Source organism: Kitasatospora sp. MAP5-34 (assembly GCF_029894335.1).
GTDB lineage: Bacteria > Actinomycetota > Actinomycetes > Streptomycetales > Streptomycetaceae > Kitasatospora.
In genome coordinates this window covers 133,487-145,866 of the sequence record NZ_JARXZC010000009.1, presented here as the reverse complement: position 1 = coordinate 145,866, position 12,380 = coordinate 133,487, and the positions used below count along the sequence as shown (strand labels likewise).

The following is a 12,380-nucleotide window of genomic DNA, read 5'->3' as shown; positions in this document are numbered from 1 at the left end:
AGTGCGTCGCCAAGGTCAATGTCCATGCGATTGGCGATGGCGCAGACGTAAATCAGCACGAGCAGCGGCAGAAGGAGGCGTTTCTGGTTGGGTCACGGTGCTGCTCACCGAAGTGGTGTTGAAGCCTTGCGGAGGAGCTCCTTATCAGTGCAGGTCTGGTCAGGGTCCCGGACGAGACAGATGTTGAAGCCTCGGTCGTCACGCTGGACCAGGGCCTCGATATTGCACCCCGCCAGGTCGAACTTGCCGTCGTTCGCCCACACCGTGAACGAATCGCCCGCGGTCGCTGAGGCTGTGGAGTCCTGCGGCGAGCCGTTCTGCGCGTCGAACTGCCAACTACCGGCCGTCAGGCTCGTGGAGCACGTGTAGTCGGGCACCGCGTGTTTGATCCCACTCGCCGTCAAGCTGTGGTCAGCAGCCACATGCATTCTGGCGCCGGCCGCATTGCCCCAGTCGCCAACCAGATCGACCTGCCGGATCACTGTTGCGTCGCCACCAGCGTCCGCACATGAAGTGCACGCCAGAACCAGGCACCCTAGGACTGTTATCGCCTGCCCAAGGGGTCTGTTGAGCCGGTGGGCCGGGTTACGCCTCGGATCCATGCCCCGCCCATCAACTTGATTCTCTCGACCGCATGCCAGGCACACTGCCGTGGGCATCGACCATCCAGTGCAGGCCCGGAGCCAGCCTGCCACATTTTTTGAACACGTTCAACACTACTGTCGACCGGCGGATCCGTTCAAGCTTCCGCTTCGAAGCCGCCGCAGGGAGGTGCCACTGCGGGCGGCTTCGAGCAGGCCTTCAAACGGCCTGATGTCGCGCCTGCCTGCCGTCAGGAGGACGCACTCGGCCCGAACGCCGCCATGGCGATCCGCATGATGTACGGAGCCTCGGCGCCGGTCAGGCCGGTCGGGTTGATCGAGTAGACCAGGTGACGGCTGCCGTCGCGGGTGGCGAACATGCCGCTGGTGTAGCCGGGACGGGAGCCGGTTTTGCCCCAGATCACGGTGCCGCCGGGGAGGGTGGCGCTCATCAGGCCGGTGCTGAAGCAGGCGTGGGTCCCCGCGCAGTTCTTGTTGTGGTGGTTGGGGACGTCCGGGACGGTGAAGAGCAGTGCCTGCTGGGCGGGCGGCAGCAGGCGGCCACGGAACAGCGCGGTCATGAAGCGGTCCAGCTCGGGGGCGGTCGAGATCATGCCGCCCTCGGCCCACGGCCACGGGCTCTGCTCGGTCACGTCGGCCTCACGGGTGGTGCCGTCGGGGTTGGTGACGGTCAGATAGCCGTGGGCGTGCGGGCCGGGCAGCCGGGTGTCGGTGGCCTCGGGCACGTACGTGCGGTGCAGGCCGAGCGGCCGGGCGATCCGGGTCTGCACCTCGTGGGCGAAGGTCTGCCCGGTGACCTTCTCGACGATCATCCCGGCGATGAAGGTGTTGAGCCCGTTGTACTCCTGCGCGGTGCCGGGCTGGAACTCCATCGGGTACGTGAGGCCGTCGGCGACCACCTGCTCGGGAGTGACGCCGTGCATGCGGTGGTCGACGAACCACTGGTTGCTGCCGTCACCCCAAATCGAGCTGCTGTCGCCGATCGGCAGGCCACTGGTGTGGTTGAGCAACTGGCCGACGGTGACGGCCGGGTAGCCGGCCGGGAGTACACCCGGCAGGTACTGCTGGACGGTGCCGTCCAGGTCAAGGCGGTGCTCGGCGACGAGCTGGAGCGCAACAGTGGCGGTGAACACCTTTGAGATGCTGCCGATCCGGAAACTGCCGTCAGCAGAGACTTTCTGACCCGTCGTCAGATCGGCGCTGCCCGAGGTGCCCGACCACTTCCCGGCCCCGCCGGTGACCCGGACCAGAGCGCCGGTGACATCGGCGTTGGGCAGGCCGCTGATGGCCTTGCTCAGCGCGGCCGCGTCCAACGGCGGCAGCTGCGTGGCCGAGGCGGCGGGGACATCCGAAGCGGCCGGACCAGCCGGACCGGCCGCGAACGCCGGCGCGGCCGCACCGGCCGTCAGCGCCACGAGTAGCGCGCCGGAGGCGGCGAGGGTGGTCCAACGGGAACGGCGCAGGCGGGTGTTCACGGTTCAGGGCTCCAGGGTGATCGGCGGCGGCCAGGTTGCCCGCTCAACGACCAGCCTGCCGGAACATGATCGTCCGGTCATCGGGGACGCCCCCTGACCACACCCCGAACAGCACCCAGGGACAACCCCGAGACGGCCCGAGACGACCTCAGGGGCGTCAACTCGGCGCAACCATCCCCACCCGTTCGCGCCAGCCGATCCGCGCACCGCTCTCGCCCACCCGGAGGCCGGGCGCGGCAGCCGCCGTCTTCCGGCGACAACTCCCGCACTGCTGCTCCCCGTTGACCGGACGGAAAGCACGCTCACAGCCCTCACAGTCCGTCAGTGGGACGGCCCGCGCGGCCTCCGGCATCTTGTCCCGCAGACGGCACTGCACCAACGCGGCCGGGCTCTTCACCTGCTGGGGCAGACCTGCGGTCAGCGCGTACAGCATGCTCGCCGAACTCACCCCCCTGGCCAGCCACTCGGCGGCCAGCGGCAGCAACCGCCGCACCTCGGCGGCACCGAGGACGAGCCGTGGATCGGTGCGGCGCAGCGAGCGCAGCACACGTTCGGCCTCAGCCTCGTCGGCTTCCAGCTCCGGCGGCCGCACCGGGACCGGGAGGGGGGAAGTCTTCTCCTCCCCCGAGTCTTCTCCCGCAGGGAGGGCGGTGCCGGACCCCCGCGCAGTGGTCCCGCCGGAGCCTCGCCTCCCGGCACGCGGGCCGCCACCGCCACCACCGCGCCCGAAGTGGTCGGCGAACAGCCGCTCCGCATCAGCCTCGGTCAGCGGCACGTTGGAGACCAGCGACTCCGTCCGCACCTGCCCGGTGGCGTTGCGCCACCGCGTGGAGTGCAGCAGCCCGGCCCGGGTCAACTGACGCCGCGCCCGGTCCACGGTGATCCGGCCGCCGGACAACCCGGCCGCCAACTCGGTGACGGTGGTCGAACGCGCCTGCGAGGGCGGCAGCGCCAACGACCGCACCAGCAGCCGGAACGCCGCGTCCGACAGACTCTCGTCCCAGACAAGCGTGTTGGCGATCTGCGTGAAGTCGCGCGAAGGCGCGATAACATTCCTGAGCATCCCCAGTGGCTCTTTTCCACTTGGCGGGTGAAGAGCCCGGCCTGGTGCGACAACACCTGCCGGGCTCGCCCCTTTTCCGGCAGGGGCGACCCGTTCCGGCGTCACGCTACACCCAAACGGAGGCCAGAGACCACAGTTGGTGACTACTCCACTACTTTTGGCAACGTCAGCCGCCCGGGTGGCAACGCGCGAAACCTGGGCCGCCTTCGTGGAGTTCGCCACCACTGTCCGACGGTTGATCGCCCGCTTCCTCCACACAGCGCCGCGACGGGCCCGCACGGCGGTGGGCCGCACGCCGACCAGCGTGCGGCCCAACCGAGTTGACGGTTAGTTCCACCAGGCGGTGACGGCGACCCAGCCGCCGTTCCCGAGCCCCACGATGACCGTCAGCTCACCATCGCTCATTCCCAGCGTGTAGCGCCAGTTACCGTTCGGCTGGCACTTCGCGTTCCTGGCGCCGATCCGGATGGCGTTGTCGAGCTGGTCCCGGCTGACCCCGCGTTCGTCCATTCGGTCCTGGACGTGCTGGCTGAGCCTGTCAATGGCACTCGGCGCCACATCCGAATAGCAGTCATGCGTCGTCGGCGGCTGGAACGGCGGGGCCCAGTGGGCCACAGCGGTCGACGTTCCCACGGCCGGCGATGCGGCCACCGCCGTCGTCGGTGCGAGCGCCAGCGCTGCGGCGAGGGGGGCGAGAAGCGCGAGGGCAACCTTCTTCGAGCCGAACAACTGATTCCTCCAGGTATCGCTTCGTGTAGACGAAGAGGGACTTCGAGAAGCTGGTACCAGCGTGCAACGGTGCGTTCGGATTTCGGTACGGCAGAAGCCCGAATCCGGTACAGAGGGCACAGAACATCGCGCCGTCAACCGGCCCTCGCGGTCAGCGGTAGGACAGTACGGCGACCTCCCAGCCGAAGCCGACCACCAGCCTGTCTCCCGGTGCCAGGGCGAGGGACTCCACAGGCAGCGGGAAGGCCAGCTCCGGCCCGATCTGCTCGCGGGTGGCGAGGTCCCACACCCGCACCGCCCCCTGTCCGCTGTCGCGGTCGGTTTCACCGCCGGTGACGGCGACCTGGCGGCCTTCCAGCACCCCGGTCACCATCGCCGACACCTTGTCGGTGAGGGGTTCGCCGATCTGCGTACGGGTGGCGAGGTCCCATACCCGCACCGCGTCCCAGCTCGCGGTGAGGGCGACCGGGCATCCGTCCAGCACGGTCGTCGCCACCGCCTCCATCACGTAGTCGTGCCCGGGGAGGGGCGCGCCGACCTCCTCGTGGGTGGCGAGGTCCCACACCCGCGCCGCGTTGTGGTGCCACCAGCTGTCGCTGCCGCAGTCGGCGCCGCTGATCACGACCGGGCGACCGTCCACCACTGCACCCGCGACCCCTGACACCGAATCGGTGAGGGTCCTGCCGATCTGCTCGCGGGTGGCCCGATCCCACACCCGCACCCCCGCCGAGTCGCCGGTTACGGCGACCTGGCGACCGTCCACCACCGCCGCCACCGCACCCACCCACCTGACAGCCCCTCTGGCGAGGGGCCGACAGAGCTGTCGGCCGGTGCCCAGATCGAACACCCGCACTGTCCCGTCCCAGCCGGTTCCGGCTGCGGCCACCACCGGGCGACCGCCCACCGCCACCGCAGCCACCCGGTCCACAGTTCGGTCGTGGCCGGGGAGTTGCGCGCCGACCGCCTGCCCGGGGGCCAGGGCCCACACCCGCACCTTCCCTTCCCGGCCGGCGGTGACGGCGACCGGGCGACCGTCCACCACCGCTGTCGCCAGGGCTTCCAGCACGCCGGTGTGGCCGGTGAGGGGTTCGCCGATCTGCTCGCGGGTGGTCAGGTCCCACATCCGTACGACGCCGTCCCTGTCACCGGTGACCGCGACCGGGCGGCCGTCCAGCACCGCTGTCGCCACCGCGCCCACCGCGCCTCGGTGACCGGTGAGCGGCTGCCCGACCTGTCGGCCGGTGTGCAGGTCCCAGATCCGAACCGTCCCGCCCCAGCCGCCGGTGACCGCGACCGGGCGACCGTCCAGCACCGCCGTCGCCACCGCGCCCACCGCGCCTCGGTGACCGGTGAGCGGCTGCCCGACCTGCTGGTGGGTCGCCAGGTCCCAGACCCGAACCGTGTTCCCCTCGGCCGTCAGGGCCACCGGACGGCCGTCCACCGCAGCCGTCGCCACCGCCCCGGCCCAGCCCCCGAGGCGTCCGCCGATCTGCTCGCGGGTGGCAAGGTCCCAGACCCGTACGACCTTGGACATGGTGCCGGTGACCGCGATCGGACGGCCGGCCAGCACTGTCGTCGCCATCCTGCACACCCGGCCGGTGCTCCCGCTGAAGGGTTCGCCGATCTGCTCGCGAGCGGCCAGGTCCCACATCCGCATGGTCCGGTCCTCGCTGCCGGTGACCGCGACCGGGCGGCCGTCCAGCACCGCCGTCGCCACCGAGTACACCCGGTCGGTGTGGCCGACAAGAGGGTGTCCGACCGGCTTACGGTCCGCCAGGTCCCGCATCAGCACACTCCCACGCCCGCCGACGGTGACCGCGACCGGACGGCCGTCCACCACCGCCGTCGCCACCCCGTTCACCTCGCCGTGGTGGCCGGCAGCGGAGTGCCGGAGCCGATGGGTGACCAGCGAGCCGGTCGCCCAGTCCAGTTGCCAACGCGAGGCGGGTTCGCTAGTGGCCGGGAGGGCGGCGATCCGCGCCGCCAGGTCCTGGTCCCCGAAGCGGGCCGCGTCGACGGCCAGCAGCTGTCGGCGCACGTCCGCGGTGGCGTCCCGGTGCAGGTGCGCCGACGCCCGGTACACCGCCGCAGCCGACCGCGCCCGATGACTTGACGCACCGTCAAGAACCGCCACCACCCGCCCCGGATCCGCCTGCACCAGAAAACGCGGATCCGTCAACCACCCGTCGGCATCACTCGTCGAGGCCCAAGAAGCGTTGTCCCGCACAGCGTCAGACATGGCCGCCACCCTAGACAGCCCGACCGACACACGCCCCGGGCAGGGCGGCAGACCGGCAACTCACGCCTGCCGCGCCGAGTGATGATCGTGGGCGTCTCGTCCCGACGGGCGCGATCGAGGACGTCCGCCAAGTGACTGCGGACCGTGGCCATCGACTCGATAACCGGCTCGCTCATGTAACCAATGTGGCAGATGTACAGCTGTGCCACCGGGCGATCACCGGGGCAGGGTCTGGGTGACGCGCCACAGGCGGCGGGGGAGGTCGCCCTCCTCGAAAGGGTGGACCTCGGTGAGGTCCCAGCCGTCGGCGAGGGCGTCGACCAGGTCGCGGGGGAAGAAGTGGACGGCGAACCCGCCGTGCTCCCAGATGTCTTCACCGCGACCGATACCGGCTCCGAAGTGGGCGTCGCCCGTGTGGCGGACGGTGTACACGAAGCTGCCGCCCGGTCGCAGGACTCGGCGAACCTCGGTGACCAAGGCGTGGAGCTCCTTGGTCGACAGGGCCATGCACAGCAGCATGTGGGCGAAGACGGCGTCCACGGACGCGTCGGCCAACGGCAGCGGCTCGCGTACATCGTGCACGACGGTCGTCACCTTCCCGGCCAGCACTGCGGCCGCCGCCGCCTCGCGCAACTGCTCCAGGCCCACCGGGCTGAAGTCGCCGGCCAGCACGGTGAAGCCGCAGCGGGCGAAGAACAGCGCGTCGCGGCCGTGCCCGGCGCCCAGCTCCAGCACGTCGGCCGCGCCCGCCGCCCGAAACACCTCGGCGGCGTAAACCGCCGGATCGGAGGGCTGTTCGCCGTACATGCCGGGGTGGGCGCCGTAGGTCCGCTCCCAGTGCTCACGCTGGACCTCGGCCAGTTCCTGGTCACCGCCGTCCATCGCCGCTCTCCTGCTCCAGGTCCTGTTCCGAACACACTGCACTCCCACCAGCCTAGGCCGTGGCAGCAGGGCTTCAGGGCGACGGAGGGCGTGGTTCTCGATCCCCGGCCTCGCCGCCGGGCACCTTCCTGAACTCGATCACCAGCGAGCCCCGGCGGCGCATCCGGGAGCCGGGGGCCGGAGTCTGGGCGGTGACCACCCAGACTCCAGGCCAGGTCAGGGCCCTGACGGGCGGTCCGTCCGGATCGGCGGCGGCGATGACCACGCCCGCCTCCCACGCGACTTTCCGTGCGTCCGTCACGATCAGCCCGACTATGTCGGGAACGGTCACCTCGTCAGCGGTGCTTGGTCCCATCCAGCTCATGTCAGCCTCCCCACGTGCAGCATCTCGCTGATCTCAGCCAGAGGGAAGACCTCAGCCCACCCGGTGAACGTATGCGGTCACAGCCCTAACCGGCCGCCAGCACACGATCGAGCGCCGCCCGACCTGCGGGTCCCCAGGTCGGCTGGCCACCGGGGAGGCCCCGATCCCAGGCCTGGCCGATGCCGATCAGGGAGACGCAGCGCAGGACGGCCCACCCTCGTGCGCGCCGGATCATCGCCTCGTCCACGTTCACGTCCACGTCTGCGTCCACGTTCACGTCTGCGTACGCGTCGAAGAACCGCGCAGCCGCGCCTTCGGGGAGGAGCAACCACGCAGCCGCGAGATCCGTCGCCGGATCACCGGCGCAGAGTTCACCGAAGTCGATCACGCCCGAGAGCGTCCCGCCCGAGACGACGACATTCGCCGGATGCAGGTCACCGTGAAGCCATACCGGCGGACCCTGCCAATCGGGAGCCGAAACGGCACCGTCCCAGACACTCCGGACGTCGGCGGGGATGCCACTGGAGGCAACGGCTTGGAACGCTCGATCGAACTCGTGCGCGACCAGTCTGAGGGGAACGCCTCGGTTCGGACTGGTCGGCGCCCCGGCCGGGGCATTCCGGTGGAGCGCCCTGAGGAAGCCCGCCAGACTGTCGGCCGCGTGGTCGTCGCAGCTGATCGAGGCACGGTCGCCCGGTTCGCCGGGAACCCAGGTCGCAATGGTCCAGGGCCTCGGGAAGCGCACGGACGGTTCGCCGACCCGCACGGGCATCGGCACCGGGAGCGGAAGACCCGGGGCCAGCACGGGCAGCCACTCCTGCTCCTTGCGCAGAAGCGACGGGGCATGCGGCGTGCGCGGCAGGCGCACGGCCAACTCGTCTCCAAGGCGCCACATTTGGTTGGCCCAGCCGGCGTCAACCCGACGGAGGCCCAACCCTGCAAGGTCCGGATGCTGCTCATCCAGGAGGGCCCGCACGAAGCTCTCATCGATCTGGAAGTCACCCATGTCCGCCTCCACCCCTTGCAGTGTCGATCATCATCCTGCCCGACCCGTGAACGACGACACGGTCCGCGTCGAGGAGCCGACCGTCGAGGTCGAGCACGAGTTGCAAGCTGCACCCCAATTCGGGCACCAGCCTCCGGGATGCCGTCAACCGGATCGAACAGAGCGTCGCCCTCGGCCCGTCAAATAGCTGAAGCACCGCGCCCAGTAGGCTCCCGCGCATGGCGATCAAGGCAGTGGTCTTCGACATCGGCGAGACACTAACGAGTGACACCCGCTACTGGGCTGACTGGGCAAACTGGCTCGGGGTCCCCACCCACACCATGTCCGCACTCGTCGGCGCCGTACTCGCCCAAGGCCTCGACAACGCCGAGGCGATCCGCATCATCCGGTCCGGCTGCGATGTCCCCGCCGAATGGGACGCCCGTCGCGCCGCCGGCCACGATGAGTACCTCGACGAAACCGACCTGTACCCCGACGTCCGCCCCGCCCTCCAACGTCTCAAGGACGCGGGCCTGTGGGTCGGCGTAGCCGGGAACCAGAACCTCCGTGCCGGCCAGCTCCTGCGCTCCCTCCGGCTGCCCATCGACGGCCTCGCAACCTCGGCCGAGTGGGGCGTCGCCAAGCCGCAGCCCGCGTTCTTCCAGCACATCGTCAACTGGGCGCCCGCCGCCCCCTCAGAGATCCTCTACGTCGGCGGCCACCCCGCCAACGACATCATCCCCGCCCTTGCCGCAGGCCTCCGTGCCGCACACATCCGTCGCGGACCCATCGGCCTCACCGCCACCGCACCCGACGCCGACTGGACCGTCAACTCGTTGACCGAACTCGCCGACATCCTCACCCGACAGGACTGACGCCCAGTACCGTTCCCCGGAGCAGGCACGGAATTGGGAGAGGCACCACTGCCGTGCCCTTCAAAACGCCATCGCCACCGCACCCAGGCCCACGAGACCCCGCCGCCGCGCCGCCGCCGGATCGCTCTCCACATGCGGGCTCCCACCCCGTCGCTGCCGGCGTCAGACCCGCTCCACCTCGTCCAACGCCACATCCCACGGATAGGCGTTCGGGCGCCCTTCACCCGGACGGTTCGGAACGAACCCACCCTCCCCGAGAAGCACTCGAACGCCGGCTCCCCGCAACACCTCGACACTCCGGTCGAGCTGTGGATGCGCCAGGAACGCCGAGTTCACACACGGCATCGTCACCAGCGGGATGCCCTTGCCGATCGCCTCCGCCGCAAAACCCACAACCCAAGTACTGGTCAACCCGAGCGCCCACGAGTTCAGCGTGTTGAACGTCGCCGGGGCAAGCAGCGCCGCATCTGCCGGAGGCCACTGATCAACATCCCCAGGCCGACGATGCCGGCTCTTCACCGGATACCCGGTCAGCTCCGCCAGCGCACCGAGATCGTCCTCCAGCCAATCGGCCGCTGTCGGCGTCAACCCGAGGCACACCTCCCACCCCCGGCCCTGGGCGGATTCGACAACACTCCCCACGCCCAGCACAGGCGGCGCGGCGGACCCCAGCAGATACAGGACACGATTCGGCATGCCGCCATGCAACAGCGCACACCCAGGCAGCAGCAACTTCATCGACGATCCGCCGTCGGCCTCGCTGCCCAGATGTATCGTCAGAATCCCAGCCTGACCATGGAGTTCCGATGCCCAACCGCGACCCTGACACCGTCGGCGCCCGCATCGCCACCGCACGCAAACTCCGGCACCTCACCCAACGCGGCCTCGCCCTCGCCGCCGGAGTCGGGTACAGCTACCTCTTCCAGATTGAGCAAGGCGTCCGTCAACCCAGCGATGTCGTCCTCGCCGCCATCGCCCGCGCCCTGTCCGTGCCCGTCGCAGACCTCACCGGACAGCCCTACCTCGAAGAGCTCCGCGAAGACCAGCTCGACGGTCTCATCCAACCCATCCGGGAAGCCCTCGACATTTTCGACCTCGGCGCAGACCCCGACCTGGCTCCCCGCGCCCTCTCCCGGCTCATCGCCCACGCAGACCGGATCTGCGGCCTCATCCGCGCCGCCGACCTCCGCACCGCCGCAACCGAACTCCCGGCCCTCATCGTCGAAACAACGACCGCCGCCCACACCACAGCCGACCACCGGCTCTGGTCCGCACTCGCCACCACCTACCGCAGCGCCTATGACATCGCCACCAAGCTCGGCTTCTTCGATCTCGCGTCCATTGCACTCGACCGCATGGCGTGGGCTGCCGAACGCGCTTCCGACCCCGTCGCCGCCGGCATTCGCCAGTACCTCCGCTCGCTCGCCTACTTGCGCTCCGGGCAGTACCGCACGGGGATTCGCATCGCCGAAGCAGGGCGCCGCACCGCTGAACTCGCCCAGCCTGGGCCGGCGCGTGCGGCGGTCACCGGGCAGCTCATCCTCGGTGCCGCAGTCCTCGCCGCCCGCGCGCAGGACCGCGACACCACCGAGGATTACATCGGCCAGGCCCGCAGGATCGCCGATTCCACCGGCGAGATTCACCGCGAACGCTGGCTCACCTTCGGGCCGACGAACGTAGAGGTGCACTACACATCCGCGCTGATCGACCAAACGCTGTACGCCGAAGCCCTGCAAGTTGCCCGGCGCATCCGGATACCAGCGGACTGGCCAGTCTCCCGGGCCGCACGCCACCACGCCGATATCGCACGTGCCCAACTGTGGACAGGCAGCACCGGCGCGGCGTTCCGCAACCTCCTCGCCGCGCGCCGCCTCGCACCTCAGCAAGCCCGACACAGCCCAGTGGTGCGCGAGACCCTGGCCGGACTCGTTCGGGCCCAGCGGAGCGTAGGAGAGAGCATCGCCGGTTACGCCGCATGGGTGGGAATGTGACTATCGCAGCACAGCGATAGTTCACGGCCGCTGATCGTTCCAATCTAGTCATGCCGGGCTCCCCCATGACAGGAACGATCCATGACGATGAAGGAACGGTGCATCCCCACCTGGATGCCCCCGGACGGAACCGTGCTCGCCGTCGCCGCCGGAGAGCACCGGGACGCGGTAGTCGTACCCCAGACCACCGGCCTCGCAGTGCTCTCACTGCTCGACGCATCCACCCGCCACACTCCCGGGCCGGGGATCTGGGACACCGGCCGCCAGCCGAAGCTGTACGCGAGCGCCTGGGCCGATTCCCGGACCTCTGACGAGGAAGCCCGTCAGGTCTTGGTCACCGCCGAGCAGATGGAAGGGCTGGCCTGCCTGCGGTGCGGGTCCACGGAGGCCCCCCTTCATCCTGGTCCGGCCATCACCACGAGGGTCGCGGACGGGGTCGTCAGCACCACGGTCAGTGTGGTCTGCACACCCTGCCTGGTGGTCCGGTGAACCCCCGCGAGCGGTACACGGTCGAGCGACAGCCCCCCGTCGGCCGGCAGCCGGGCATGTACGCGATCCGCGACAAGGCGACCGGCGAGCTGGTCCTCGGAAGTGACGGGCAGTTGGAACTCTTCACGATGGATTTCAGCGCCGAACGCTGGATCATCAGTCAGATCTCCAACGGCCGGCCCGCGCCGGTCGCGCGGGGAGCGGTGAACCGCAGTCAGCGGCCCGCCGTCACGGTGAGCATCGACGGCATCCTGGACCCGCTCACCGCCCCGCCCCCACAAGCCATCGGCGCCCTCTGGGAGGTACTGCGCGCCCTGCCGCTCGGGTGGACGCAGTACGAGGCCTACCGGTACTTCTTCGACACCCCGGGGGCCGAGGAGCGGGTGAGCACCTTCCTGGAGCGTGACAGGTGCCTGGTCCTGTCATTCGCCATGGACGGCCGCTTGCACGCTGTCCGGGTGGAGGTCCCGAGGTGACCGCCGTGTGGGTTCCGGCCGCAGGGCAGACCGCCTACCTGCGGTCCACCGGGGATGCCGTCAAGGTGATCGACTTCCGTGAGGAGCGCGTGTACGTCTCGCCGCTCCGTGGCGGCCGGGAACGAACCCTGAGGGTCGGTGAGTTGATCCCGCCGGACGACGCCCCGGGCGGCCTCCACGACTGGCAGGCGTCACGCGGATGAGGCGACC

14 protein-coding genes and 1 pseudogene are annotated in these 12,380 nt (G+C 69.9%); 5 read left to right on the top strand and 10 right to left on the bottom strand.

The window, feature by feature from the left end:
• Nucleotides 1–104 precede the first annotated feature (104 nt).
• From P3T29_RS11220 to P3T29_RS11180, 9 genes and pseudogenes are all read right to left on the bottom strand, one after another.
• Nucleotides 105–482, bottom strand: a complete 378-nt coding sequence (locus tag P3T29_RS11220; protein ID WP_280716193.1) for a hypothetical protein — start codon at nt 480–482, stop codon at nt 105–107.
• Between the two features lie 350 nt (nt 483–832).
• A complete protein-coding gene (locus tag P3T29_RS11215; protein ID WP_280716192.1) occupies nt 833–2,077 on the bottom strand; it encodes a serine hydrolase domain-containing protein in 1,245 nt (414 codons plus the stop codon).
• A 157-nt stretch (nt 2,078–2,234) separates the two neighbouring features.
• On the bottom strand, nt 2,235–3,140 hold the full coding sequence (locus P3T29_RS11210) for a hypothetical protein (protein WP_280716191.1): 906 nt from the start codon (nt 3,138–3,140) through the stop codon (nt 2,235–2,237).
• A gap of 327 nt (nt 3,141–3,467) precedes the next feature.
• The gene (locus P3T29_RS11205; protein WP_280716190.1) at nt 3,468–3,869 is read right to left on the bottom strand and encodes a DUF4258 domain-containing protein; all 402 of its coding nucleotides are present in this window, start codon (nt 3,867–3,869) and stop codon (nt 3,468–3,470) included.
• A 151-nt stretch (nt 3,870–4,020) separates the two neighbouring features.
• A complete protein-coding gene (locus P3T29_RS11200) occupies nt 4,021–5,952 on the bottom strand; it encodes a hypothetical protein (RefSeq protein ID WP_280716189.1) in 1,932 nt (643 codons plus the stop codon).
• A gap of 215 nt (nt 5,953–6,167) precedes the next feature.
• Nucleotides 6,168–6,284: pseudogene (locus P3T29_RS11195) on the bottom strand (type II toxin-antitoxin system prevent-host-death family antitoxin); the annotation flags it as partial.
• A gap of 40 nt (nt 6,285–6,324) precedes the next feature.
• The gene (locus P3T29_RS11190) at nt 6,325–6,990 is read right to left on the bottom strand and encodes a class I SAM-dependent methyltransferase (protein ID WP_280716188.1); all 666 of its coding nucleotides are present in this window, start codon (nt 6,988–6,990) and stop codon (nt 6,325–6,327) included.
• Between the two features lie 73 nt (nt 6,991–7,063).
• Complete coding sequence (locus P3T29_RS11185; RefSeq protein ID WP_280716187.1) at nt 7,064–7,354, bottom strand: PASTA domain-containing protein; 291 nt, start codon at nt 7,352–7,354, stop codon at nt 7,064–7,066.
• Between the two features lie 85 nt (nt 7,355–7,439).
• Nucleotides 7,440–8,360 carry an aminoglycoside phosphotransferase family protein gene (locus tag P3T29_RS11180; RefSeq protein WP_280716186.1) on the bottom strand — a complete coding sequence of 307 codons (921 nt, stop codon included), beginning with the start codon at nt 8,358–8,360 and terminating at the stop codon, nt 7,440–7,442.
• A 218-nt stretch (nt 8,361–8,578) separates the two neighbouring features.
• Here P3T29_RS11180 and P3T29_RS11175 point away from each other — a divergent pair, with 218 nt between their 5' ends.
• Nucleotides 8,579–9,214 carry an HAD family hydrolase gene (locus tag P3T29_RS11175; RefSeq protein ID WP_280716185.1) on the top strand — a complete coding sequence of 212 codons (636 nt, stop codon included), beginning with the start codon at nt 8,579–8,581 and terminating at the stop codon, nt 9,212–9,214.
• Nucleotides 9,215–9,376: 162 nt separating this feature from the next.
• Here P3T29_RS11175 and P3T29_RS11170 read toward each other — a convergent pair whose 3' ends face one another.
• Nucleotides 9,377–9,952: a flavoprotein gene (locus tag P3T29_RS11170; protein WP_280716184.1), complete on the bottom strand. Its 576-nt coding sequence runs from the start codon at nt 9,950–9,952 to the stop codon at nt 9,377–9,379.
• A 68-nt stretch (nt 9,953–10,020) separates the two neighbouring features.
• On the opposite strand from P3T29_RS11170, the gene P3T29_RS11165 reads away from it, so the two are divergent.
• From P3T29_RS11165 to P3T29_RS11150, 4 genes are all read left to right on the top strand, one after another.
• Nucleotides 10,021–11,205, top strand: coding sequence for a helix-turn-helix transcriptional regulator (locus P3T29_RS11165; protein ID WP_280716183.1), 1,185 nt, complete (start codon nt 10,021–10,023; stop codon nt 11,203–11,205).
• An 81-nt stretch (nt 11,206–11,286) separates the two neighbouring features.
• Nucleotides 11,287–11,694, top strand: coding sequence for a hypothetical protein (locus tag P3T29_RS11160; RefSeq protein WP_280716182.1), 408 nt, complete (start codon nt 11,287–11,289; stop codon nt 11,692–11,694).
• Nucleotides 11,691–12,170 carry a hypothetical protein gene (locus P3T29_RS11155; RefSeq protein ID WP_280716181.1) on the top strand — a complete coding sequence of 160 codons (480 nt, stop codon included), beginning with the start codon at nt 11,691–11,693 and terminating at the stop codon, nt 12,168–12,170. Before P3T29_RS11160 ends, P3T29_RS11155 begins: the two co-directional genes overlap by 4 nt.
• The gene (locus tag P3T29_RS11150; RefSeq protein ID WP_280716180.1) at nt 12,167–12,373 is read left to right on the top strand and encodes a hypothetical protein; all 207 of its coding nucleotides are present in this window, start codon (nt 12,167–12,169) and stop codon (nt 12,371–12,373) included. Before P3T29_RS11155 ends, P3T29_RS11150 begins: the two co-directional genes overlap by 4 nt.
• Nucleotides 12,374–12,380: the final 7 nt, after the last annotated feature.

Bases quoted from the DNA above. Each gene is read 5' to 3' on its own strand.
- P3T29_RS11210 (WP_280716191.1), bottom strand. From the start codon at position 3,140: ATGCTCAGGAATGTTATCGCGCCTTCGCGCGACTTCACGCAGATCGCC.
- P3T29_RS11185 (WP_280716187.1), bottom strand. From the start codon at position 7,354: ATGAGCTGGATGGGACCAAGCACCGCTGACGAGGTGACCGTTCCCGAC.
- P3T29_RS11160 (WP_280716182.1), top strand. From the start codon at position 11,287: ATGACGATGAAGGAACGGTGCATCCCCACCTGGATGCCCCCGGACGGA.
- P3T29_RS11180 (WP_280716186.1), bottom strand. From the start codon at position 8,360: ATGGGTGACTTCCAGATCGATGAGAGCTTCGTGCGGGCCCTCCTGGAT.
- P3T29_RS11165 (WP_280716183.1), top strand. From the start codon at position 10,021: ATGCCCAACCGCGACCCTGACACCGTCGGCGCCCGCATCGCCACCGCA.
- P3T29_RS11175 (WP_280716185.1), top strand. From the start codon at position 8,579: ATGGCGATCAAGGCAGTGGTCTTCGACATCGGCGAGACACTAACGAGT.
- P3T29_RS11170 (WP_280716184.1), bottom strand. From the start codon at position 9,952: ATGAAGTTGCTGCTGCCTGGGTGTGCGCTGTTGCATGGCGGCATGCCG.
- P3T29_RS11190 (WP_280716188.1), bottom strand. From the start codon at position 6,990: ATGGACGGCGGTGACCAGGAACTGGCCGAGGTCCAGCGTGAGCACTGG.